The organism is Ensifer sp. BR816 (genome assembly GCF_000378985.1).
Classification (GTDB): Bacteria; Pseudomonadota; Alphaproteobacteria; order Rhizobiales; family Rhizobiaceae; genus Sinorhizobium.
Genome location: NZ_KB905370.1, coordinates 4417876 through 4439812, shown reverse-complemented (window position 1 = coordinate 4439812; position 21937 = coordinate 4417876). Strand labels below are relative to the sequence as shown.

General features: G+C 63.1%; 22 protein-coding genes. 9 read left to right on the top strand and 13 right to left on the bottom strand.

Annotated features, from left to right (window positions below; translation table 11 throughout):
- Positions 1 to 85 precede the first annotated feature (85 nt).
- A complete protein-coding gene (locus tag RHIBR816_RS0121300; protein ID WP_018238624.1) occupies positions 86 to 1081 on the bottom strand; it encodes an ABC transporter substrate-binding protein in 996 nt (331 codons plus the stop codon).
- Between the two features lie 209 nt (positions 1082 to 1290).
- Between RHIBR816_RS0121300 and RHIBR816_RS0121295 the strand changes: the two genes are divergently transcribed.
- The 5 genes from RHIBR816_RS0121295 (at position 1291) to RHIBR816_RS0121280 (ending at position 6347) form a co-directional block, all read left to right on the top strand.
- Positions 1291 to 2316, top strand: coding sequence for a GlxA family transcriptional regulator (locus tag RHIBR816_RS0121295; RefSeq protein WP_018238623.1), 1026 nt, complete (start codon positions 1291 to 1293; stop codon positions 2314 to 2316).
- Between the two features lie 225 nt (positions 2317 to 2541).
- Positions 2542 to 2664 (top strand): hypothetical protein, encoded by a 123-nt coding sequence (locus RHIBR816_RS38900; protein ID WP_256375034.1) that lies wholly within the window; start codon positions 2542 to 2544, stop codon positions 2662 to 2664.
- Between the two features lie 274 nt (positions 2665 to 2938).
- On the top strand, positions 2939 to 4312 hold the full coding sequence (locus RHIBR816_RS0121290) for an MFS transporter (RefSeq protein ID WP_026187271.1): 1374 nt from the start codon (positions 2939 to 2941) through the stop codon (positions 4310 to 4312).
- Positions 4313 to 4624: 312 nt separating this feature from the next.
- Complete coding sequence (locus RHIBR816_RS0121285) at positions 4625 to 5578, top strand: LysR family transcriptional regulator (RefSeq protein WP_018238621.1); 954 nt, start codon at positions 4625 to 4627, stop codon at positions 5576 to 5578.
- Positions 5579 to 6005: 427 nt separating this feature from the next.
- Positions 6006 to 6347 carry a 4a-hydroxytetrahydrobiopterin dehydratase gene (locus tag RHIBR816_RS0121280; protein WP_018238620.1) on the top strand — a complete coding sequence of 114 codons (342 nt, stop codon included), beginning with the start codon at positions 6006 to 6008 and terminating at the stop codon, positions 6345 to 6347.
- 169 nt (positions 6348 to 6516) lie between these two features.
- Here RHIBR816_RS0121280 and doeB read toward each other — a convergent pair whose 3' ends face one another.
- The 10 genes from doeB to RHIBR816_RS0121230 all read right to left on the bottom strand — a co-directional run bounded on the left by doeB (position 6517) and on the right by RHIBR816_RS0121230 (position 16175).
- Entirely contained in the window at positions 6517 to 7521 is a 1005-nt protein-coding gene (gene doeB, locus RHIBR816_RS0121275; protein ID WP_018238619.1) for a N(2)-acetyl-L-2,4-diaminobutanoate deacetylase DoeB, read from the bottom strand.
- Positions 7522 to 7524: 3 nt separating this feature from the next.
- Positions 7525 to 8706, bottom strand: a complete 1182-nt coding sequence (doeA, locus tag RHIBR816_RS0121270; RefSeq protein ID WP_018238618.1) for an ectoine hydrolase DoeA — start codon at positions 8704 to 8706, stop codon at positions 7525 to 7527.
- 34 nt (positions 8707 to 8740) lie between these two features.
- Complete coding sequence (gene eutC, locus RHIBR816_RS0121265) at positions 8741 to 9730, bottom strand: ectoine utilization protein EutC (protein ID WP_018238617.1); 990 nt, start codon at positions 9728 to 9730, stop codon at positions 8741 to 8743.
- On the bottom strand, positions 9727 to 10734 hold the full coding sequence (gene eutB / locus RHIBR816_RS0121260) for a hydroxyectoine utilization dehydratase EutB (RefSeq protein ID WP_026187270.1): 1008 nt from the start codon (positions 10732 to 10734) through the stop codon (positions 9727 to 9729). The genes eutC and eutB overlap by 4 nt, the downstream gene beginning before the upstream one ends.
- A complete protein-coding gene (gene eutA / locus RHIBR816_RS0121255; protein WP_018238615.1) occupies positions 10731 to 11516 on the bottom strand; it encodes an ectoine utilization protein EutA in 786 nt (261 codons plus the stop codon). The genes eutB and eutA overlap by 4 nt, the downstream gene beginning before the upstream one ends.
- The gene (gene ehuD / locus RHIBR816_RS0121250; RefSeq protein WP_018238614.1) at positions 11516 to 12178 is read right to left on the bottom strand and encodes an ectoine/hydroxyectoine ABC transporter permease subunit EhuD; all 663 of its coding nucleotides are present in this window, start codon (positions 12176 to 12178) and stop codon (positions 11516 to 11518) included. Before ehuD ends, eutA begins: the two co-directional genes overlap by 1 nt.
- A gap of 2 nt (positions 12179 to 12180) precedes the next feature.
- Positions 12181 to 12840 carry an ectoine/hydroxyectoine ABC transporter permease subunit EhuC gene (ehuC, locus tag RHIBR816_RS0121245; protein ID WP_018238613.1) on the bottom strand — a complete coding sequence of 220 codons (660 nt, stop codon included), beginning with the start codon at positions 12838 to 12840 and terminating at the stop codon, positions 12181 to 12183.
- A gap of 92 nt (positions 12841 to 12932) precedes the next feature.
- Entirely contained in the window at positions 12933 to 13784 is an 852-nt protein-coding gene (gene ehuB, locus RHIBR816_RS0121240) for an ectoine/hydroxyectoine ABC transporter substrate-binding protein EhuB (protein ID WP_026187269.1), read from the bottom strand.
- 62 nt (positions 13785 to 13846) lie between these two features.
- Positions 13847 to 14632: an ectoine/hydroxyectoine ABC transporter ATP-binding protein EhuA gene (ehuA, locus tag RHIBR816_RS0121235; RefSeq protein WP_018238611.1), complete on the bottom strand. Its 786-nt coding sequence runs from the start codon at positions 14630 to 14632 to the stop codon at positions 13847 to 13849.
- Between the two features lie 121 nt (positions 14633 to 14753).
- The gene (locus tag RHIBR816_RS0121230) at positions 14754 to 16175 is read right to left on the bottom strand and encodes a PLP-dependent aminotransferase family protein (RefSeq protein ID WP_026187268.1); all 1422 of its coding nucleotides are present in this window, start codon (positions 16173 to 16175) and stop codon (positions 14754 to 14756) included.
- 59 nt (positions 16176 to 16234) lie between these two features.
- On the opposite strand from RHIBR816_RS0121230, the gene RHIBR816_RS0121225 reads away from it, so the two are divergent.
- Positions 16235 to 16717, top strand: a complete 483-nt coding sequence (locus tag RHIBR816_RS0121225; RefSeq protein WP_018238609.1) for an Lrp/AsnC family transcriptional regulator — start codon at positions 16235 to 16237, stop codon at positions 16715 to 16717.
- Positions 16718 to 16745: 28 nt separating this feature from the next.
- Here RHIBR816_RS0121225 and RHIBR816_RS0121220 read toward each other — a convergent pair whose 3' ends face one another.
- Positions 16746 to 16967, bottom strand: coding sequence for a hypothetical protein (locus tag RHIBR816_RS0121220; RefSeq protein ID WP_018238608.1), 222 nt, complete (start codon positions 16965 to 16967; stop codon positions 16746 to 16748).
- Between the two features lie 279 nt (positions 16968 to 17246).
- On the opposite strand from RHIBR816_RS0121220, the gene RHIBR816_RS0121215 reads away from it, so the two are divergent.
- From RHIBR816_RS0121215 to RHIBR816_RS0121205, 3 genes are read left to right on the top strand one after another with little or no spacing between them, the layout of a single operon-like run.
- Positions 17247 to 18743, top strand: a complete 1497-nt coding sequence (locus RHIBR816_RS0121215; protein WP_018238607.1) for an NAD-dependent succinate-semialdehyde dehydrogenase — start codon at positions 17247 to 17249, stop codon at positions 18741 to 18743.
- Between the two features lie 24 nt (positions 18744 to 18767).
- Positions 18768 to 20144 carry an aspartate aminotransferase family protein gene (locus tag RHIBR816_RS0121210; RefSeq protein ID WP_018238606.1) on the top strand — a complete coding sequence of 459 codons (1377 nt, stop codon included), beginning with the start codon at positions 18768 to 18770 and terminating at the stop codon, positions 20142 to 20144.
- Between the two features lie 12 nt (positions 20145 to 20156).
- A complete protein-coding gene (locus RHIBR816_RS0121205) occupies positions 20157 to 21230 on the top strand; it encodes an alcohol dehydrogenase family protein (protein WP_018238605.1) in 1074 nt (357 codons plus the stop codon).
- Between the two features lie 20 nt (positions 21231 to 21250).
- Here the strand turns inward: RHIBR816_RS0121205 and RHIBR816_RS0121200 are convergent, their stop codons facing one another.
- Entirely contained in the window at positions 21251 to 21916 is a 666-nt protein-coding gene (locus RHIBR816_RS0121200; RefSeq protein WP_018238604.1) for a L,D-transpeptidase, read from the bottom strand.
- Between the last annotated feature and the right edge of the window lie 21 nt (positions 21917 to 21937).

Sequence of the window (21937 nt, the reverse complement as noted above, 5' to 3'; positions counted from 1 at the left end):
AACCTGAAGGCAATGTATGTTGAGATGACTATGCGGGCGGGTCCGGGCGAGCCCGCCGCGACGGGCTCACGCCGGTTCACCACCGTTACAGCGCAGCTTCGATCTTCGTTGCGACCTCTTCGGAAACCCATGATCTCCAGACGTTCGGGTATTCCTTGAGGAAGTGGGCGGCTCCGTCTTCGCCACCCGCTTGCGTATCCGTCATCCACGACATGACGGAATTGACGGTGTCGTTGTCCCAGGCGCGCTTGCTCAGATAGGCGACCACGTCCGGGTTGTCGCCTGAAGCCAGCCTCTTAGAAATAAGGGTGACGACATGATCTCTGGGCCACTCGTTCTTCTTCGGATCGGGACAGTCGGCCGACGTGTTGCAACGCTTCCACTCCGTCGCATCATGCGGCACCCCCGCCTCCAACCGGACCATCGGATATTTGCCGAGCAACGCGGTCGGCGACCAATAGTAGCCCAGCCAGCCCTGTTTGCGTTCATGGGCTTTTGCCAAGGCCCCATCCAGCCCGGCCTGCGTGCCCGGATCGACCAGTGTGAAGTTCTTGGAGGGTGCGGCATAGGCCTTGAACAGCTGGGCGCTGACGACGGAGCCGCCCGATCCTGTTGGACCGTTGAATACCGCGCCCTTCGAGGAATCCTCGGGGTTCGGAAAGAGCTCAGGATGGCCCAAGGCATCGTCGACCGTCTTTATCTCGGGGTGAGCGTCGACGATGAACTTCGGAATGTACCAGCCCTGGACGCCTCCATCCGAAAGCGCCTGTCCGATTTGTACAATACGGCCCTCCTCGGTACCGCGCTTTACGATTTCCGGGACGAGATCCACCCAGGCTTCGCCGGCGATGTCCGGCTCGCCCTTCTCGACCATCGACGTGATGGTCGGCACCGTATCGCCGGGGACGAAGTCGACCTTGCAGCCAAAGCCCTGCTCGAGAACGAACTTGTCGACGTTTGCAAGCAGTTCCCCGCTTTGCCAGTTCATGTTTGCGACCGTGATATTGCCGCACTCCGCCTTCGCCGTAGTCGCCATTCCGGCGACAAGGCCTAGCGCCGACAGTGCAAGAATATTCCGCATGCTCCACCCTTTCTCTGTTCCCTTGAGGTTTTCTTGGCCGTTCCATTGCTGAGGTGCGGCTAAGTGCACGTTGGGTTGCGAGCGTTGGGCGGCCTCCAATCCCGAGACCAACGCATCAATCCTCCGAGCCCAACGAAGGTTATTTGCGCCGGCTGGAGCCGTATTGTATGTTTCGGACAAGTTTTATTGGAAATTGGAGGCACGGCCCCTTGCACAGCGGCTATTCCCACCTTGGACCAACCAAGCCGCCCCCTCGCGTCGACACACCGCTCCGCGTCGGTATCGTGCCGACGCCGAATTTCACTCTCATGCCGCTTGCGTGCTTCATAGATTTTCTGAGGCTGGCCGGGGATGAGAGCGACTACAGCCGGCAGATCTATTGCACCTGGGATGTATTGTCGCACAACGAGGAGCCGATACTATCCAGTTGTGGCGTGCCGATCATCCCGAACAAGTCATATGGGGACCCAGCGGACTACGACTGCATAATCGTTCACGGCGGGATACTTCACTCCGAGGAACGACCCCATACGGAGCTTTACGAGTTCATCCTGTCCGCCTCCAGAAAAGGCGTCCTGCTGGTCGGAAACTGTTCCGGAAGTTTTGTGCTCGCCGAAGCGGGTCTCATGTCGGGCAAGAGATGTGCGGTACATTTCTCTCTGGCCGCAGCACTGCGTCAATCTTTCCCCGATGTCATCCCCGTAACCGATGCACCGGTTGTGTCCGACGGAAACGTCGTTACCTCGCCCGGCGGTCTGGCCGCCATCAACCTGGCGATGTTTCTGGTGGGCGACGCCTGCGGAGAATCGCGCGTTCACAAGGCCTTTCATTATTTGTTGGGGGATCGCGGCTTCGACAAAGTGAAAATCCCGGAGGAGGCCGAGATCGGCCTGAAATGCGAGGATCGCCGGGTCGCCAATGCAATCGGTCTCATGCGCCAGAAAATGTACGAGTTGAGCTCGATATCGGAGATCGCCGCAAGCGTGGGAACCTCGGAGCGCGAGCTTTCCCGTTTATTCAAGCGCTATCTGAAAGTCGCGCCAAGTCAGTACTGGCGTCAGATGCGCCTCAAGGCGGCCAAATGGATGGTTCTCAACAGCGATCGCTCGATTGCCCAGATCGCCTATGAATGCGGCTTTGCCGACTGCGCGCACTTTGTTCATTGGTTCAAACGCACATATCATGTCACGCCCGCAAAACTGCGGAGATCGCATCGGGAATTCGGCCTTCGTTGATGTATTCGCGAAAGCGGCTTATTTGAGCTGAATCACGCTATATATGGCAGCCCTCGGGCTGCCCGGCTTCTCGAGCGCTGCCCAAAAGAGTTCGACAGAATAAGGCGCGCCTTATGCCGCGCCCATGAATATCCTCGTTTGCCCAATTCGCCTCGGAACACGCAGAATGCGATGTGGTCGTACCTGCCATCCATCAGGAATTGTACCACTCGGGGGGAGCGTCAAATGATCAGACACCGCGTTGCGGCGGACCTTGCCACCAGCGTTGCACTTGCGACGCCGGTCGTCGCCCAGGAATATGGGCGCCTTCCCACAGCTGAGACGAGTAATCTCGGCGCAGCAATGTAAGCGCGTCCGCGCCGAGGGCTGGCCGCAGGTGGAAGAGGCTCGGGATCGGAGATCATGGACGTGATCCGCGCCCCGCGCGACGAACCCACCTAGCCCACCGAAAAATAGCCAGCGGTACCCCGCACGGGCCACGGACATGCGGCGGCGCCCGCAAAACCGGTGCGTTTGGCAGGAGCCTCCTGACGAACGCTGGGGTGGGCCAGTGCGGCGTCCCACCTTCCGAATACAAGCCGCAGGAGCAGGAAACGTTTATCGCTATCCAATGGAGGAAACAATGTCACTAGAGAGGGCAGCGGCCGTTCCAGCCGCAACCGTCCGAGAGGAGACGTCCGCGGCGTTCAAAAGACGCTTCATGGTCAGGATGATTGCCGTCCTTACGGGCGGGATGTTTCTGGACGGCTACATCCTCGGGATCGTCGGTCCGGTGTCCGGCGAGATGGCCGCAGATCTGGGTGTTTCGGCGTTCTGGGAGGGCTTGATCGCAGCGGGCGCGCTGTTCGGCATCCTGATCGGCTCTCCGCTCGGGGGCTGGGCCGCCGACAAGTGGGGCCGCAAGCCGCTCTTCATGCTGGACATGGGCCTCTTCGTACTCTCCTCCGTCATGCAATTGTTCGTCGGCTTCATGCAGTTCTTCATCGACTCCCCCATGCAACTCTTCGTGGTTCGCCTGTTGATGGGCATCGCGATCGGCGCCGAATATTCCGTCGGCTGGCCACTGATGTCGGAATTCGCCCCTGCGCGGCTACGCGGACGGCTCATGGGCCTGACCATCATCGCCTGGTATGCCGGGTTCATGGTCGCCTTCGTCGTCGGCCACGTGCTGAGCGAGTGGACTGACCTCGGATGGCGGGCCATCCTCGGCACAAGCACCCTGATCGCCGTGGCCCTGTTCATCGCCCGCCTCGGCATGCCCGAGTCGCCGCGCTGGCTGTGGAACAAGGGCCGCAGGGGCGAGGCCCGCGACATCGCTCACCGCTATCTGGAGAGCGCCACAGACATGGCCGACCTGGAGCACGAAGACGTTCGCAAGGGCAGTTTCGGTATGCTGTTCTCCCCGCGGTACTGGCGGGCCACGCTGTTCGTGTCGATGTTCTGGTTCTGCGCCGTCACACCGTACTTCGCAATCGCCACTTTCGCCGACAGCGTGCTGAAGCAATATGGTCTCGGTGGCGGGCTCGCCGGCGGCGTCGGGCTCTCTGCGGTGGCTTTGGCCGGGGTTGTGGTCACGGTCCTGTTGATCGACAAGCTCGGCCGACGCGTTCTGACCGTGCCGCCGCAGTGGCTGGCCACCGTGCTTCTTGCGATCATCGGGCTGTGGGCCGATGCGCCGCCGGTGGTCGTGCTGGCTCTGTTCCTCGCCTTCTCCTTCGTCAATGCGGGGTACAATGTGCTGACCAGCATTTATCCGGGCGAGGTCTTCCCGACCGAGATCCGCGGGGTGGGTACGGGCTTCGCGGCCGCCGTCAGCCGGGTCGGTGCCGGCCTCGGCACGTTCCTGCTGCCGTGGTCCATGACCAATCTCGGCGCATCGGCGTCCATGCTGATTGCCGCCGGCATCGCCGCTCTCGGAGCCGCGCTGTCGCAATGGCTGGCCCCCGAGACCAAGGGGAAGAGCCTCAGCGAAACGGCTGCCGGATATTCGCACTAACTGGACGGATTGTCCGAACCGGGTGCAAATCTCGTGTTGAAGGTCTGTCTGAGAGTTGGCGTCCCAGGTCACTCTCAGACAGGAGGTGCAGATGGCCGGGATCGGCCCTCTGCACCTCGTATGATCACAGGCCTGGCGGTCAGTTACTGGCGGCCCGAGACCGCGACAGTCCGGTCCGCTGCGCAATTCCTTGGATCGGAATGGTCTAAGGAAGAATTACGCGGCAGTTTGAAAGTGTTATAGCTCCCTTTGCGCGTCTGAAAAGACGTGCGACGCCGTAATCCATAATCCCTCAGGCGACGATGTTCTTGGATGCTGCTCAAACGCCGTTATCTTCCCTCCCTCGGTTCATTCGCCACTTTCGAGATTGCGGCGAAGCATCTGAGTTTTACCCTCGCCGGGAACGAACTCAACGTGACCCAGGCCGCCATCAGCCAGCAGATCCGCGGTCTCGAGAAATCGCTTGGCGTTACCTTGTTCATCCGCAAGCACAACAGTCTCGAGCTGACGTTCGATGGTCACCGGCTCTTGACTGCCGTCAGCGGCGGGCTGGATATAATTTGCGACGCCATCAAGGATATCAATACTCCGCCAGATCCACCCGTCATCACCTGTTCGGGCACCAATGCGGCGATCGCCTGCTGGCTGAAACCCCTCGTGGACAGCTTCCGTTCGGAACGGCCAGACATCAGGTTCGTTCTTCTGGCCTCGGACGAGGACGACACATTGAGAAATTTCGACGAGGTCGATCTTTCTCTCATTTGCGGAAACGAGCGCTGCGAGGTCGGGGAAAATCTCTTTTATCTCTTTCCGGATATCGTCCAGCCGGTCTGCAGCCCCGATTATCTGGAACACCACGGGCCGTTCCCGGACGCCCGAAGCCTCGGAAACGCGGATTTATTGGACCTGCATCGAAAGCATTGGACGTCCGATGCCATTGGCTGGCATCCGATCACCTGGGACGATTGGTTTCGGGCTATCGGTCTCGATGCGCCGCACTTATCGCCAATCATAGTCAGCAACAACTACCCGTTTCTCGTGAACGCAGCGGTCAAGGGAGAGGGGATCATTCTGGGGTGGCATCACCTCGTGAGATCGCTCATGGACGAGGGCGCACTCTGCGCATTGTTCGATGCGCCCCTTCACGTGGATCGGGGATACTACATGAAGGTGAACCAGGCATCTCTGGATAAGCCGCATGTCCAGGAGTTCAAAGATTTCGTTCTCACGGGACTTGCGGCGGCGGGTCAGGAAGAGTCGCTTTAACTGCCAAGCGACAGCAGGATTTTCGAGCTGTTCGCAGAGCCGCGACATGGCGAAGAAGTGCCATCAAACTTGCCGCGGGAACGCAAGAGCTGAGCCGATATATCGGGGATGCTTTACGGCACTGACGCGAGAATTCGAACGGCCTTGGCGGGATCGCGGTCACTACTGACGCTCGGGGCGTGGCCCAGCGTTCGGCAGCCCGATCGAGATCGGCTCTTGAGAATGCAGGTCGGAAAGCCAAATCATACTACAGCGCCGCGCGTCTTATGAGACGCGCAAAGGTCGCTGTAGCACTTTGAATTGCTGCATGTCTTTGTCCTTAAATCGAGGTCGATTTAAGGAGACATGCAGTAGCCGGCATCAAGGAACGGAACGGCCAAAGCTGCCAAGCGTTCTGGCAGGGAGCCGGCATCAGAAGGAGGAACTCATGACCGAGAATATCGCTGAGAAGTCCTGCACGCCCTGCCGCGGCGGCGTACCGCCGCTGACCAGGGATAAAGCCGCCGAATATCTTTCGCAGACACCAGGCTGGGAACTGCTGGACGACGGGCATCTGATCCGCCGCAGGTTCAAGTTCACCGACTTCAAACAGGCGCTGGCCTTCGTCGATGACGTTGGCCGGTTGGCGGAAGAGGAGGGACATCACCCCGACGTCTGTTTCGGCTGGGGCTATGCGGAGGTCTCGCTGCAAACCCACAAGATCAAGGGACTGCACGAGAACGATTTCATTTTGGCGGCGAAGGTCAACCACCTGCCCAGCTTATCTTGAATTTCCGCCGAGGCCGGTTCGTAACGGCGGTCTTGGCGCCCTCCCGGAAAACTGGATCCCAATCCTTGCGGAGGCGCGGATCGCTCGACGAACCGCCTCTGTCGTCATGGCGCTACCATATAGCCCGCCAATTTGTTGACCTTGGCGCAAGCCGAGACGAGAACCTTGTCTAGACCCGAACCGCCAACACGGCACAGCAATCGCCCGCCTTGATCAGCCCCGGGTGGTGGCGCGCGATCAGGACCCCGTCCATCTTGGCCTGTACTTCAAACGGCTCTGCACCGGTACGTCCTGTCGGATGGATTCGCGCTATCATGGAGCCGCGCTGGACCGGTTCGCCGAGGTCCGCCAGAAATTCGACGAGCCCGGGCTCCTCAGCGAAGGAGAAGCAGTCGCCGTCCGGCATGTCGAGCCATTCCGTCGACCGTGCGTCGATCTCCCCCTTCAATATCCCGGCATGGCGCAGGACATTGCGAACGCCGCGTTTGGCGATCTCAGCGCTTTTTCGCGTTGCCGAGCCGCCACCGCCGAGTTCCGTCGTGATGAAGATCTTGCCCATTTCCTCCGCCGCAGTGTCGTACATTCCGACCGCGTCGATCTCGAGCATCTTCATCGAGTAAGGTGCTGCGAAAGCCTCAACGAACCCGAAGGCTTTTGCCTCCTGCTGCTTGTCCGGCAGGACGTGGGCTGCGCAAAAGGGAAGGAAATCGAGGGTCCTTCCACCGGAATGGAAGTCGAGCACGATGTCGGCAAGGGGCAGGAGAACGCGCTGAAAATAGTCCGCGATCTTCTCGGTCACGGTGCCGTCCGGCCTGCCCGGAAAACTGCGGTTGAGGTTACCCTTGTCGACTGGAGACGTTCGGGTGCCACCCAGAAACGCCGGATAGTTCATCGCCGGGACGATGACCACCCTGCCGCGCACATCGGCTGGCTCGATCGTGCGGGCAAGATCGAAGAGGGCGATCGGCCCCTCATATTCGTCGCCATGATTGCCGCCGGTGAGAAGGGCCGTCGGGCCCTCCCCGTTCTTGACGACCGTGATCGGGATCATCACCGAACCCCAGGCCGAATCGTCGCGGCTATAGGGCAGGCGGAGAAATCCGTGCTGGACGCCATCGGCCCCGAAATCGACCGTCGCAGTGATCGGCGACGACCGCAGGTACTGCTCTCTCATGGCTCAATCCTTAACCATCAGCTTGCGCGGCACGGAGGCGAGGCATTCGACACCGCTCTCGGTGATCAGGATGCTCTCGGTGGTTTCGAAGCCCATGTCCTCGAGCCAGAGCCCCGTCATGAAATGGAAGGTCATGCCGGGCCGCAACTCCGTCCTGTCGCCCGGGCGCAGGCTCATGGTGCGCTCGCCCCAATCCGGCGGATAGGAAAGACCGATCGGGTAGCCGGTGCGGTTGTCCTTGACGATGCCGTATCTCTTCAACACCACGAAGAAGGCGTTGGCGATGTCCTCGCAGGTGTTGCCCGGCCTGGCGACCGCGAGCCCCGCCTCCATGCCCTCGAGCGTCGCCTTCTCGGCGTCGAGGAAGGCCTGGGTCGGCTTGCCCAGGAACACCGTGCGCGACAGCGGCAGGTGATACCGGTTGTAGCAGCCGGCGATCTCGAAGAAGGTCCCCTCGCCCCGCTTCATCGGCCGGTCGTCCCAGGTGAGATGCGGCGCGGATGCTTCGACGCCCGAGGGAAGCAGCGGCACGATCGCCGGATAGTCGCCGCCGATGCCGTCGACGCCGCGCGTGCCGGCGTCGTAGATCTCGGCGACCAGATCGCATTTGCGAATGCCGACCTCGATCTTGTCGAAGATACGCTGATGCATCGCTTCGACGATGCGAGCGGCGTTGCGCATGTATTTGATTTCCGTCTCGCTCTTGACGGCGCGCTGCCAGTTGACGAGCGCCGTCGCGTCGACGAAGCGGGCATTCGGCAGGTGCTTCTGCAGCGAAGCGAAGGCTGCCGCCGAGAACCAGTAATTGTCCATCTCGACGCCGATCCGGAGCGAACCCCAGCCGCGATCGGCGAGGATGCCGGAGAGATAATCCATCGGGTGGCGCTCGGTCGACTGCACATAGTGGTCCGGATACCCGATGATGTTTTCATGGCCGAGATAGGCGGTCAGCTTGGCGCCATTGGCGTCCTGGCCGCGGCCGAACCAGATCGGCTCGCCCGCAGGCGGCACGATCACCGCCTGGTGCACATAGAAGGACCAGCCATCATAGCCGGTGAGCCAGGCCATGTTGGACGGGTCGCTGACGATCAGGAGCTCGATGCCCTTGGCTTCCATCGCCTGGCGGGTCTTCCTGAGCCGCGCTTCATATTCCCCAAGGGAGAATTTGAGGTTGGGTTGGGTCATGTCTCTTCCCTCGTTTTGCCGGGCAACGCCGGCGTCAGCTCTCGAACGTCGTTCCCGCATTCGCGGCATTCGCCCGCGCGAAGGCGAGCGTGGCGATGGCGGTATCCTGGATGCCGGTGCCGGTCAGGTCGGCGATGGTGATCTCGTTGGCGCTCGTGCGTCCCGCCCTCAGACCGGCGATCACCTGGCCAAGCTCGGCGAGCTCTGCATCCGGCGCCACGACCCCGGCGGCAATCGCGTGATGCAGTTCGCCGAGACGGCGCGTCTGCTTCAGGCTGTCGGCGACATAGGTGGCGCGGGCGATCGCCCACGGATCAAGCTCGTTCTTGTGTTCGGCGTCCGAGCCCATGACGGTGACGTGCTGACCCGGCTCAAGCCAGTCGGCCTCAAGGATCGGCTTCTCTGAAGGAGTGGTGGTGACGACGATGTCGGCGCCGGCGACGGCGGCCTTTGGATCGATCGATGCCTTGACTGGGAAGCCGAGCTTTCCGGTCAGCGCGGTCGCCGCTGCTTCGGCGTTAGCCGCATCGCGGGCCCAAAGCCGCCCCTCGCGGATCGGCCTCACGAGAGTGAGCGCTTCGAGCTGGAGCCTCGCCTGCATGCCGGCGCCGAAGATCGCGGCGACGGAAGCGTCTTCCCGCGACAAGTGCTTGGCCGCGACGGCACCGGCGGCCGCCGTGCGCACGTCCGTCAAATAACCATTGTCAAGCAGCAGCGCCTGCACCAATCCGGTCTGGCTCGACAGCAGCACCATCATGCCGTTGGTGCTCGGCAGCCCGATCTTCGGATTGTCGAAGAAGCCGGGACTGATCTTGATGGCAAAGCCGTCGAGGCCGGGCACATAGGCCGTCTTGACGTCGACCTCGCCGCGATGCTCGGGAATGTCGAGCCTCAGGATCGGCGGCATCGCCACCGCCCTGGTGGCGAGCGCATGGAAGGCATTCTCGACGCAGGCGACCGCCTCGCGATCGAGCGGCACGATACGACGCAGCTCCGCCTCGGTGAGAATCGTCATCGTCGTCATGCCGCTGCCTCCTTGCGAAACGGATCGGTTCCGCCGTTCATCACGCTGAGATGCAGTCCCATGTCGACATTGCGGCCGGAGAGAATGACCGCGACCGGACCGCCGATGGTCTTGATCTTGCCGGCGAGAAGCGCCGCGATCCCGACGGCCCCGGCGCCCTCGACGATTTCACGCTCCTCGGCATAGGCATGGCGCATGCCGGCGGCGATCTCCGCCTCCGTCAGGAGGATGATGTCGTCGAGGAACTCCCGGCACATGCTGAACGTCACGCGATTGTCGAGCCCGATGCCGCCGCCAAGCGAATCGGCAAGGCTCGGCTGTTCCTCGACGAGCACGGGCTTGCCGGCGGCAAGGCTCGCTTGCATCGCCGCGCCGCGCTCCATGGTCAGCCCGATCACCCGCGTCGCCGGCCTGCGCGCCTTGACCGCCGCCGCCACCCCGGCCGCCAGCCCGCCGCCCGAAACCGGCACAAGCACGATCGCAACGTCCGGCATCTGCTCGACGATTTCGAGGCCAAGCGTCCCCTGCCCTGCAACGACCGCCGGATGGTCGAAGGGCGGCACCATCACGAGACCTTTTTTCGCGACCAGCCGCTCGACCTCTTGCTGCGCCTCGTCCTGCGACCTGCCGACAATCCGCACATCCGCGCCGAGACGCCTGATTTCGGAGACCTTGTTTTCCGGCACGAGATGGGACATGCAGATCGTCGCGACGGAGCCTTCCGCCCTTGCCGCATGGGCGAGCGCCCGGCCATGATTGCCGGTCGAGGCGGCGACGACGCCGCGCGCATGCTCCTCATTGGACAAAGAAAGCACCGCATTGGTCGCGCCGCGCAGCTTGAAGCTGCCGGTCGTCTGGTGATGCTCGAGCTTGAGGCCGACAGGCACGCCGCAGAGGCGGCTCAGCGATGCCGAGGCAACCAGCGGCGTCGTCAGCACGCGTCCGGAAAGACGCCGCGCCGCGGCTTCGATATCATCGATCGTCATGGGGAGAGACGCGTTCACGGCCATTCCCCCTTAAGTGGCAGCGCCATCAGTCGCCCGAGCCGCGGACGTGCCTCCTGATCGCCGCAAAGGCGCAGGCAGGCCCAGGCGGTGGCGTAATTGCTGGTGACGACCGGCTTGCCGATCGCCGCCTCGATTTCGCCGATCACGCCGGCCGCGCGAACGGCCGTGCAGGAGATGAACAGCGCATCGGATTCCGGTGCGGTTGCCTCCTTCGCAAAGGCGACGATCTCCTCAGGGGCGATCCGCGCCATTTCCCGGTCGTCGGAAAGCCCCAGGCAGGTGAAGCGGTCGATCTCGAAACCGAGTGCCGCAAAATAATCCGCCATCGGCCGGCTGGTCTCGACCGTATAGGGGGTCAGTACGGAAATTCGCCTGGCGCCGAGCGTCCGCAAGCCTTCGACCGCAGCCGCCGTCGGGGTCACTACGGCAGCACTCGGCTTGGCGGCCTTGATCGCCGCAGCGATCTCCTTGTCGCCGATGACGACGGACGCCGACGTGCAGGAATACATCACGACGTCGAGCGTTTCGCCGGGCAGGATCAGGCCAGCCGCCGCCGTCAGCGACGGCTGCATCGCCCGCAAATTCTCCGGCGTCACCGGATTGGCATAGGGAATGCGCGCGACATAGACGCCGATCCGGTCCGATGCCACCAATCGATGAAAGTCGACTTCCGTGGTGTGGTCGGTGGCAAGGATGATGAGGCCGATGCGCTTTTCCAGCGGCCGGTCGTCGAGACGCGGTGCGCGCGCTGCCAAAGAAAGAGCGACAGGCTTTTCCATCAACGTTCGTCCACCCGCGCGTAACGCTCTTCCAGCCAGCGCAGGAAGAAGACCGAGATCAGGCTCATGATCAGGAAGAAGACGCCGACCAGCGTCATCGGCTCGATATAGCGATAATTGCTGTTGGCGATGCTTTTCGCCTGGTTCATCAGTTCCAGCACCGTGATTGCCGAAAGCAGCGGCGTCTCCTTGAACATCGCGATCAGGTAATTGGCGAGCGCCGGGATCATCGGCGGGATCGCCTGCGGCAGGATCACGTGGACCCAGGTGTGGCGGGCCGTGAGGTTCGTCGCCTTGGCGGCTTCCCACTGGCCGCGCGGCACATTCTCGATGCCGGCGCGATAGACCTCGGCGGCGTAGGTGCCGTAATGGATGCCGAGGCCGATGACACCGGCGAGCAGCGCCGGCAGACGGATGCCGATATCCGGCAGCACGTAGAAGATGAAATAGAGCTGCACCAGCAAGGGCGTGCCGCGGATGAACTCCACTGCGAAGCTCGTCGTCCGCGCGATCGGCGCCGGCGCCACCATTCGCAGGATCGCGAAGATTAGGCCGATGACGGCGGCCACCGCTGCACCGAGGATGGTGGCGAGAATGGTGATCTGCAGCCCCTCGATGAGGGTCGGCATGATCTGGCGGACGAATTCCCAATCCCATTCCATGGTCAGGCCCTCACGCCGTCGAGGCCGCGGGTGACGCGCCGCTCCAGCCAGCGCATGCCGAGCGAGATCAGCCAGGCCATGACGAAGTAGAGCACCAGGATCGTGGCGAAGGGGATCAGCGTGCTGCCCGTCTGCGCCCGCACCACCTGCGCCTGGAAGGTCATGTCTGTGAGCGAGATCAGCGAGACGACCGCCGTCCCCTTGAGGAGCTCGATCGCATTGTTTCCGAAGGTCGGCAGCATCAGCGGCAGCGCCTGCGGCAGGATGATGTGGCGCATCGCCTGGAAGCGCGAGAGGTTGAGCGCAATGCAGGCTTCGCGTTGCTCGCGGCCGATCGCTTTTACCGCACCGCGCACCACTTCCGCGCCATAGGCACCGACATTCAGGCCCAGCGCCAGCACGCCGGCCTGTAGCGGCGTCAGGGTGATGCCGGCAAAGGGCAGCACGAAATAGACCCAGAAGAGCTGGACGAAGATCGAGGTGCCGCGGAAGAACTCGATATAGGTCGTGGCAAGCGCGCGCACCGCCATGAACCGGCTGACGCGCCCGAGCCCCGCCGCAAAGGCGACGACGACGGCAAGCGCCGAGCCCATCAGGGTGAGCTGGACGGTCACCCAGGCGCCCTCGAGGATCAATCCGATATAACCGGACCAGTCGATCATCGTTCAATAATTCCCGTCAGATTGGTTTCTTCGGCGCACCGCCAATGGGTGCTCCCCTCCGTTCGTCGCGGAGGGGAGGCAGGACGCATTGATTACTTCGCGGCGCAAAGCTTCTCGCGCGTCGTCGACATCGCCGCCTTGGCGGAGAAGCCGTAGGGCTCGATGATCTTGGCGAAGTCGCCGGATTCCTTCATCTTGGCGAGCTCGACGTCGAAGGCGTCGCGCAGCGCCTCGTCGCCCTTCCTGAACGCGGCGCCGTCGCAATAGACCGGGGCGCCTTCGACCGGAGCGACCACTTCGATATTCGGGTCGTTGGCCTTCGAGACGAGGTCGTTGATCGAAAGCACCGGCAGCGAATAGACGTCGATACGACCGTCCTGCAGCATCTTCATGCCGCTCTGGCCGTCCGGCACGACGATGACGCGGTCGCGCGGCACGCCGGCTTCGAGCGCCAGTTTTTCCTCGGTGCCGCCGCCCGGCGCGCCGATCTTCGCATCCGGATTATCGGCAATGTCCTTGTAGCTCTTCAACTTGAGCGGATTGCCCTTCTTCAGCGCGAAGGCTTCGGCATCGCACAGGATCGGCTGTGAATAGGCGACCGCGCCGCAGCGCTCCGGCTTCATGAAAAGCCCGGCGGTGATCGCGTCGTGGCGCCCGGCCTGCAGGCCCGGGATCATCGCGCCATATTCGGAGATCGAAGCAACGATTTCCGGAACGCCGAGCCGCTTGAAGATCTCGCGGGCGACGTCCGGCGCGGCCCCCGAGACCTTGCCGTCGGCGCCGACGGCGGTAAAGGGCGGCTCGTTGGCGATGGCGACACGCGCGAAGCCCTGCTCCTTCAGTTCCTCGAGCTTGTTTTCATCCGCCGCAACGGGCGTCGCCGCGGCAACTGCCATAAAGGCCGTCGCGCCTGCCGCCATTGCCATCAAAGCTTTCAGTGTCATCGTTCCCAACTCCTCTATTGTTCTCTTCACCTTGTTGCTTGAGGCAATGTCGGCCCGAGAGCTCAGACGCGGTGCCCTGCCGCTATGATCTTGCGCAGGAAGGTCTGCGTGCGTTCCTGTTTCGGATGCCGGAAGATGTCTTCGGGCCTCCCCTCCTCGACGATCTTGCCGCGGTCGAAGAAGAGCACCCGATCGGCGAAGTCATGGGCGAAGCCCATTTCGTGGGTGACGAGCAGCATCGTCATGTCCGTCTCGGCCGCGAGCCTGCGCATGACGCTCAGGACTTCCTCGACGAGCTCCGGATCGAGCGCGGAGGTCACCTCGTCGAACAGCATGATCTTCGGCGACAACGCCAGCGCCCGGGCGATCGCGACGCGCTGCTTCTGGCCGCCGGAAAGCTGCGCCGGCATGCTCTTGGCCTTGTCGGCGAGCCCAACCATGTCGAGAAGCTCCATCGCCCGCTTTTCCGCCGCGGCGCGCGGAACGCCCTTTGTCAGCATCGGCGCCAAGGTGACGTTGTCGAGCACGCATTTGTGGGGAAACAGGTTGAAGTGCTGGAAGACCATGCCGATCTTCTCGCGCATCTTATGGAGATGCCGCTCGTCGGCCGGTACAAGGCTGCCCGCCTTCTTCATGTGATAGAGCTGATCGCCGTCGACCTGGATAAAGCCGTCGCTGATCGTCTCCAGCGTCATCAGAATGCGCAGGATCGTCGTCTTGCCCGAACCGGAGGGGCCGATGAGGGCGAGCTTCTCGCCGGGCATCACCTCCATCGACAATCCATCGAGCACGGTCAGCGGACCGTATCTCTTGACGATGCTGTCGATGCGGATGATTGGCTCGGACATTCGCGTCTCTCCCTTTGAGAGCGGTAATGTCCTAACGATGATCTGGTTCCGAAATCATGTCAATGTGAATAATAATATCATGACAATTATTCCGCCAATGCCCAAGACTTGGGCATCCGGATCAGATTGCAAGCAGCAATGCCTCCGGATCACCAAGCGCCAGCGAGGCGACGATGCCGAGCCCGGTTTTGAGCTCCTGTTCGGTGGTCGAGCCGAGGGAGATCCGCACGGCCGGGCGCCAGCCGCTGTCGGCGGTGCGGAACGACGCGCCCGGCGCGATCGCCACCCCGCGCAGGCGCGCCTGGGAGACGAAGGCCTCCTCCGCGTGCCCCTCGGGGAGCGGCAGCCAGACATGCAGGCTCTGCGGATGGCTGCGGTGCGGAAGTCTGCCGAACGTCTCCGTGGCGATGGCGTGTCGGGCGGCAAGCGCCCGGCGCTGCCAATTGACGAGTTCGACCGCCGTGCCGTCGCTCACCCAACGGGTGGCGATCTCGGCGATCGACGGCGTCGCCATCCAGTTCGAGACGAGATGCCGGTTGGCGACCGCCGCGACATAACGGTCCGGCGCCGCGAGATAGCCGATCCTGAGGCCCGGCACCGTGATCTTGGTGAAGCTCGTCACGTAAAGCGTGCGCTCCGGCGCCAGCGCCGCCACCGGCGGCAGGCGCTCCTCGAGCAGGGGGCCGAGAATATCGTTCTCGATGATGGCGATGTCGTACCGGCGGGCCACTTCAGCGAGGGCAGCTCGGCGCTCGGGGCTCATCAGGGTCGCGGTCGGATTGATCACCGAGGGCTGCAGGAAGATCGCGCGTATCACGCCCTTGCGGCAGGCCTCGTCAAGCGCTTCCGGCACCATTCCGTCGTCATCGATCGCGATGCCCTGGAGGTGAATGCCGAGATAGGTCGACAGCGGCACCAGCGTATGATGGCTGATCGCCTCCGTCGCGATTGTCGAACCGGGCGGAGCGACGCTCATCAGAGCGACGGTCATGGCCGAGGTCGCACCATTGGTGAGGCTGATATTGAGCGGCGAGACGTCGAGCCCGCAGCGCGAAAGCCATTCCGCCGCGATGGTGCGATGGCGCGGGAACACCATGTTCGGCCGGAAGGAAAGCGCCGAACTTGCGGGCAGGTTCTCGGCAAGCCAGGCGAAGGCCTGCCGCATCTTGTCGAGATGGATCTGCTCGCAGACCGGCTTCAGGATCGACAGGTCGATCAATTCGCCGAGCCGCTCCGGCAGATAGGGCGGGTCCGGCTCGCGCGGCCGCGTCTGCACGAAGCTGCCGCGCCCGACCTCGCCCGAAATCAGCCCGCGCCGGATAAGCTCGTCATAGGCGCGGCTCACGGTCTGCACCGAAAGCTGCAAATCGTCGGCAAGCTTGCGATGCGTCGGCAGTCGCGTGCCGTTCTGCAGCCGGCCCTCCTCAATCGCACGGGCGATTTGATCGGCCAGCGAGAGATAGGCCGGGCGGCGCAGAAGCGTTGTGTCGGGCATCCAACTTGTCATGATTTGAACAGTGATCAAAATCAGCTCAATTGACAATGCAAAAGTGAGAACCCAATGTCTTTTCCCGGATTTCGATTTCAGGAAGGGCGCCCCGCATGAAACTCGACGCGATCGACCTGCGCATCCTCGAGGCGATCCAGGCTGACGGACGCATCACCAAGCTGGCGCTTGCCGAAAAGGCGGGGCTCTCGCCGACGCCGTGCTGGATGCGGCTGAGGAAACTGGAGAAGGCCGGCATCGTCGCCGGATACCACGCGCGCGTGGCGCTGCGCCGCGTGGCCCCGGTCGCAAGTGTGATGATGGAGGTGACGCTTGCCAATCACCGGCAGGCGGATTTCGACCGTTTCGAGCGCGCCATCGCCGCAATTCCAGAGATCGTCGCCTGCTGGTCGGTCGGCGGCGGCGTCGACTATATCCTCAAGGTGGTGACGGCCGATATCGACGCCTATCAGCGGCTGGTCGATGATCTGCTCGGCCGCGAACTCGGCATCGATCGTTATTTCACCTACATCGTCACCAAGACGGTCAAGGAGGAGACCGTCTTGCCGCTCGGCGCGTTGTTGCCGGTGGCAAGTTAAGCGATTGAGCGGAAAATGGGAGGCGCCCTCAGCTTTCGGGGTCGCCCATCTCAAGAACTTCGTGCCGTTTCAACTCATCGATCGCCTCAAGCGCTTCGTCAGCCGACCAGCCTGCTGAAACCGCTGCCTGCACCAGCCTCGTTTCCACCTCCTGCTCAAGCTCCATATACAAAGGCTCTAACGCTTCCTGCGCGGTCAGGACGTGTTCCCCGGCTGTAATGACAGGACGTTGGGGCGATGGGGCAGTCATGGCGCAATTCTCCCTCCTTCACACGGGCGTGTCTTTCGACAACGTGCACATCGATCTTCTGTTCCACGCGTGCGCATAGATATTGAGGAAGGAGATGAAGCTTGCGCGTGCACACGTCAGACTGCACGTACCTCACCTCACCCTTTCCAGAGCCAGCTCCAGACAATTTCTCTCGCGGGGGACGCTCCTTTGGTCAAAGTCTCTGCCGCGGAGCGGCCGAATGGACGATCTCTCGCACTAACGGTGTCAATCTTTTCGCAACGACGAGGAGACTTGGACATGACCGCTATTTTTGCGCGCACCGCCTTCCACGAAGCCTTGAAACACCTGAGCGATCGGCAATTGCTGCGGGAGCTCGCCTATGTCGGCGGCCGCTGGATTGCCGGGCGAGACGGCAAGTGTCTGGAAGTGAGCGATCCCGCGAGCGGTGTCGCTTCCGCCTTCGTCGCTTCGCTGGATGCGGCGCAGACCTCCGAGGCGATCGATGCGGCGGAAAAGGCGTTCAAGTCCTGGCGCGATACGCTCCCGCAGCAACGCGCCGTGATCCTGCGCAAATGGCACGAGCTGATGCTCGCCGCCCGCGAGGACCTGGCCCTGCTGATGACGCTGGAACAGGGCAAGCCGCTTGCCGAGTCGCGCGGCGAGATCGACTATGCGGCTTCCTTCATCGAGTGGTATGCCGAGGAGGGCAAGCGTCTCAATGCCGAAAGCGTGACGAGCCATCTCTCCGGCGCCGAGATGATCGTGCGCCGGGAAGCACTTGGCGTCGTCGGCATCGTCACGCCCTGGAATTTTCCTTCCGCCATGATCACCCGCAAGGCGGCCGCAGCGCTCGCCGCCGGCTGCACCGTGGTGGCGCATCCTTCCTCCGAGACGCCGCTTTCCGCTCTCGCGCTTGCCGAGCTCGGCGAGCGCGCCGGCCTGCCCGCCGGTGTCTTTAACGTCGTCACCGGTAATGCGGCGACGATCGTCGGGCGCATGTGCGAAGACGCGCGCATCCGCGCCATGAGCTTCACCGGCTCGACCGAGATCGGCCGGCTGATCGCGGCCCAATGCGCGCCGACGATGAAGCGGCTGGTGATGGAACTCGGCGGTCATGCGCCGCTGATCGTCTTTGCCGATGCGAATGTGGAGAAGGCGGCGGATATTGCCATTGCCGCGAAGTTCGCAACCTCCGGACAGGACTGCCTTGCCGCCAACCGCATCTATGTCGAACGGCCGATCCTCGAAGCCTTCCAGGAGGCCTTCGCCGTCCGCATTGCGCGCCTGAAGGTCGGAGCCGGACTCGAGCCGGGCACCGATATCGGCCCGCTGATGCACGAGCGCGCCGTCGCCAAGGTCGAGGAGCAGGTCGCCGACGCGGTGAAACGGGGCGCGAGGCTCGCCGCCGGCGGCAAGCGCCACCCGGCCGGGCCGCTTTTCTTCGAGCCGACGCTTTTGACCGATGTGCCCGACGAGGCGCTGATCATGCGCGAGGAAACCTTCGGCCCGATTGCCGCCGTCACCGCCTTCGATAGCGAGGACGAGGTGATCGCCCGGGCGAACGACACTGGGTACGGGCTCGTCGCCTATGTGGTCACCGAAAACGGCGCCCGCCAGATGCGGCTCGCCCGGGCGCTCGAATACGGCATGGTGGCGATCAACCGCGTGAAGATTACCGGCGGGCCGATCCCCTTCGGCGGCTGGAAACAGTCCGGTCTTGGCCGCGAGGGCTCCCGCCACGGCATGGAGGCCTTCACCGAGCTCAAATATCTCTGCATCGACACCGCCGCCTGAAAGAACTCGACGAAAGGAACGACCATGCTCGAACGAAGCAACGAACTCACCGCCTGGGACCGAGACCACTTCTTCCATCCGTCGACGCATATGGGGATGCATGCGCGAGGCGAGAGCCCGACGCGCGTTATCGGCGGCGGCGAAGGGGTCTACATCACGGATATCGGCGGCAAGCGCAGCCTCGATGCCTTCGCCGGACTTTATTGCGTCAATGTCGGCTACGGCCGCCAGAAGATCGCCGAGGCGATCGCAGAGCAAGCCAAGAACCTCGCCTATTACCACGCCTATGTCGGCCACGGCACGGAAGCGTCGATAAGGCTTTCCAAGATGATCATCGACCGTGCGCCGGAAGGCATGAGCCGCGTCTATTTCGGGCTTTCCGGTTCGGATGCCAACGAAACCAACATCAAGCTGATCTGGTACTACAACAACATCCTCGGCCGAACGGAGAAGAAGAAGATCATCTCGCGCTGGCGCGGCTATCACGGCTCGGGCGTGATGACCGGCTCGCTGACCGGCCTGCATCTCTTCCACAATGCCTTCGACCTGCCGCGTGCGTCGATCCTGCACACCGAGGCGCCCTATTACTTCCGCCGTCCCGACCGTTCCATGAGCGAGGAACAGTTCTCGGACGATTGCGCCGCGAAGCTCGAGGAGATGATCCTTGCCGAAGGGCCCGACACGGTTGCCGCCTTCATCGGCGAGCCGATCCTCGGCACCGGCGGCATCGTGTCGCCGCCGAAAGGTTACTGGCAGAAGATCCAGGCGGTGCTTGAGAGATACGACATCCTGCTCGTCGCCGACGAGGTCGTGACCGGTTTCGGCCGCCTCGGCAGCATGTTCGGCTCCGACCACTACGGCATCAAGCCGGACCTGATCACCATCGCCAAGGGTCTGACCTCGGCCTATGCGCCGCTTTCCGGCACGATCGTTTCGGACGAGGTCTGGCAAGTGCTGGTGAAGGGCTCGGACGAATTCGGCGCCATCGGCCATGGCTGGACCTATTCGGCGCATCCGATTTGTGCTGCTGCCGGCATCGCCAATCTCGAGCTGATCGACGAGCTCGGCCTCGTCGAGAATGCCGGTTCGACGGGCGCATATTTCCGCGCCGAACTACAGAAGGCGGTCGGCGACCACCGGCATGTCGGTGAGGTGCGCGGCGACGGGTTGATGGCGGCGATCGAATTCGTCGAGGACCGGGACGACCGCAAGTTCTTCGATCCGGCCCGCAAGATCGGGCCGCAGGTGGCTGCAGCGCTCCTCGAGCGCGGCGTCATCGGCCGCGCCATGCCGCAGGGCGACATTCTTGGCTTCGCCCCGCCGCTCTGCCTGACGCGCGCGGAGGCCGACATCGTTGTCAAGGCCGCGGCCGAGGCGATCCAGTCCGTCCTCGGCCGCTGAAGGAGAGGGCCCATGATGCATTCCGTTCCGAAGACCATGGCGGCCGTGCTGCTGACCGGTCATGGCGGACTCGACAAACTCGTCTATAGCCGGAGCGTCCCCGTCCCGGCTCCGGCGGCCGGCGAGGTGCTGATCAAGGTCAGCGCCTGCGGCATGAACAACACCGATGTCTGGGTGCGTGAAGGCGCCTACGGCACCGAGGACGATCCCGCCGCCGTCTCGACCTGGCGGCGTCACGGCAACACGCTGACCTTCCCGCGCATCCAGGGCACCGACACGGTCGGGCATATCGTCGCCGTCGGCGCGGGCGTCGACAAGGCCCGCATCGGCGAACGCGCCATGGTCGATTTCTCGATCTACAACCGCGACGACGATAGCCTCGCCGACATCGACTATATGGGCCATGGCCGCGATGGCGGTTATGCCGAATACATGGCGCTGCCGGCCGAGAACGCCCATTTGGTTGCGACCGATCTCACCGACGTCGAACTCGCCACTTTCTGCTGCGCCTACCTGACCGGCGAACGGATGCTGGAACGGGCGCGGCTTGCGGCCGGCGAACGCGTCCTGGTGACCGGCGCCTCCGGCGGCGTCGGCTCGGCGATCATCCAGCTCGCCCGTGCCCGCGGCGCCATTCCGATCGCGGTTGCCGGCCCGGGCAAGGAAGCCGCCACTCTCGATATCGGCGCCGAGGCCGTCGTCACCCGCGGCCGCGGAGATCTCTTCGAAGCGGTCAACGAAGCCGTGCACGGCGCGCCGATCGACGTCGTCGCCGATCTCGTCGGCGGCCCCCTCTTCAACGATCTCCTCAAGATTCTGCGCCCGGAAGGCCGCTACACGACCGCCGGCGCCATCGCCGGTCCGGTCGTCCAGCTCGATCTCAGAACGATGTATCTGAAGCAATTGGAACTGCATGGATCGAGCCAGGGGAGCCGCGCCGATTTCCGCCGGCTGGTGCGCTACATCGAGGAAAAGAAAATCCGTCCGCTCGTCGGCGGTACGTATCCGCTGTCGGAATTTCACCGCGCGCAAAGAGACTTCATGGCGAAGAACTTTGTCGGCAAGCTGGTCGTCGTTCCGGACTGACCTCGCCTCGATGTCGAGACCTATAGAACGATGACCTTCGCGCCGATCCTCACCCGCTCGTAGAGGTCGATCACGTCGTCATTCATCATGCGAAAACACCCGGAGGAAGAGGATCGGCCGATGCTTTCCGGTTCGTTCGAGCCGTGGATGCGATAAAGCGTGTCGCCGAGGTAAATGGCGCGTGCGCCAAGCGGATTGTCGACGCCGCCGGCCATGTAGGCCGGAAGCTCCGGCCGCCTGGCGCGCATGTCGGCGGGCGGGCGCCACTCCGGCCAGGCGCGTTTGCGGCTCACATGCTCGGTTCCATGCCAGCCGTAGCCTTCACGGCCGACGCCGACGCTGTAGCGCAGCGCCTTGCCGCCGGGGACGACGTAATAAAGCGCATAGCGGCTCGTATCGATGATGATCGTTCCCGGCGCTTCCCCCGTGCGGTATTCCACCAATTGCCTTGGCAGGAACGCGCCAACGTCCGGAGTGACCAACGCCCCCCGGACCTGGCGCGGCGGGTAGGCCGGCGGCGACATCAGGAACTCGATATAACCGCTGTCGATCCAGACGCTCTTGTTCTTCTTGTCCAGGATCGGCGGCCAGGGCTCATCCGCGGTCGCATGCGCGGCACTCGGCGCCAAAAGAAAGATAAGAAGCAGCCGCCGCAGGCATTGCCTTGTCGACAGAGAATCCGACATGTGAGGTCTCCTAGACCGTTG

Bases quoted from the DNA above. Each gene is read 5' to 3' on its own strand.
- RHIBR816_RS0121300 (WP_018238624.1), bottom strand. From the start codon at position 1,081: ATGCGGAATATTCTTGCACTGTCGGCGCTAGGCCTTGTCGCCGGAATG.
- RHIBR816_RS38900 (WP_256375034.1), top strand. From the start codon at position 2,542: ATGATCAGACACCGCGTTGCGGCGGACCTTGCCACCAGCGTTGCACTT.
- RHIBR816_RS0121290 (WP_026187271.1), top strand. From the start codon at position 2,939: ATGTCACTAGAGAGGGCAGCGGCCGTTCCAGCCGCAACCGTCCGAGAG.
- RHIBR816_RS0121285 (WP_018238621.1), top strand. From the start codon at position 4,625: ATGCTGCTCAAACGCCGTTATCTTCCCTCCCTCGGTTCATTCGCCACT.
- RHIBR816_RS0121280 (WP_018238620.1), top strand. From the start codon at position 6,006: ATGACCGAGAATATCGCTGAGAAGTCCTGCACGCCCTGCCGCGGCGGC.
- doeB (WP_018238619.1), bottom strand. From the start codon at position 7,521: ATGAGAGAGCAGTACCTGCGGTCGTCGCCGATCACTGCGACGGTCGAT.
- doeA (WP_018238618.1), bottom strand. From the start codon at position 8,706: ATGACCCAACCCAACCTCAAATTCTCCCTTGGGGAATATGAAGCGCGG.
- eutC (WP_018238617.1), bottom strand. From the start codon at position 9,730: ATGACGACGATGACGATTCTCACCGAGGCGGAGCTGCGTCGTATCGTG.
- eutA (WP_018238615.1), bottom strand. From the start codon at position 11,516: ATGGAAAAGCCTGTCGCTCTTTCTTTGGCAGCGCGCGCACCGCGTCTC.
- ehuD (WP_018238614.1), bottom strand. From the start codon at position 12,178: ATGGAATGGGATTGGGAATTCGTCCGCCAGATCATGCCGACCCTCATC.
- ehuC (WP_018238613.1), bottom strand. From the start codon at position 12,840: ATGATCGACTGGTCCGGTTATATCGGATTGATCCTCGAGGGCGCCTGG.
- ehuB (WP_026187269.1), bottom strand. From the start codon at position 13,784: ATGACACTGAAAGCTTTGATGGCAATGGCGGCAGGCGCGACGGCCTTT.
- ehuA (WP_018238611.1), bottom strand. From the start codon at position 14,632: ATGTCCGAGCCAATCATCCGCATCGACAGCATCGTCAAGAGATACGGT.
- RHIBR816_RS0121225 (WP_018238609.1), top strand. From the start codon at position 16,235: ATGAAACTCGACGCGATCGACCTGCGCATCCTCGAGGCGATCCAGGCT.
- RHIBR816_RS0121220 (WP_018238608.1), bottom strand. From the start codon at position 16,967: ATGACTGCCCCATCGCCCCAACGTCCTGTCATTACAGCCGGGGAACAC.
- RHIBR816_RS0121215 (WP_018238607.1), top strand. From the start codon at position 17,247: ATGACCGCTATTTTTGCGCGCACCGCCTTCCACGAAGCCTTGAAACAC.
- RHIBR816_RS0121210 (WP_018238606.1), top strand. From the start codon at position 18,768: ATGCTCGAACGAAGCAACGAACTCACCGCCTGGGACCGAGACCACTTC.
- RHIBR816_RS0121205 (WP_018238605.1), top strand. From the start codon at position 20,157: ATGATGCATTCCGTTCCGAAGACCATGGCGGCCGTGCTGCTGACCGGT.
- RHIBR816_RS0121200 (WP_018238604.1), bottom strand. From the start codon at position 21,916: ATGTCGGATTCTCTGTCGACAAGGCAATGCCTGCGGCGGCTGCTTCTT.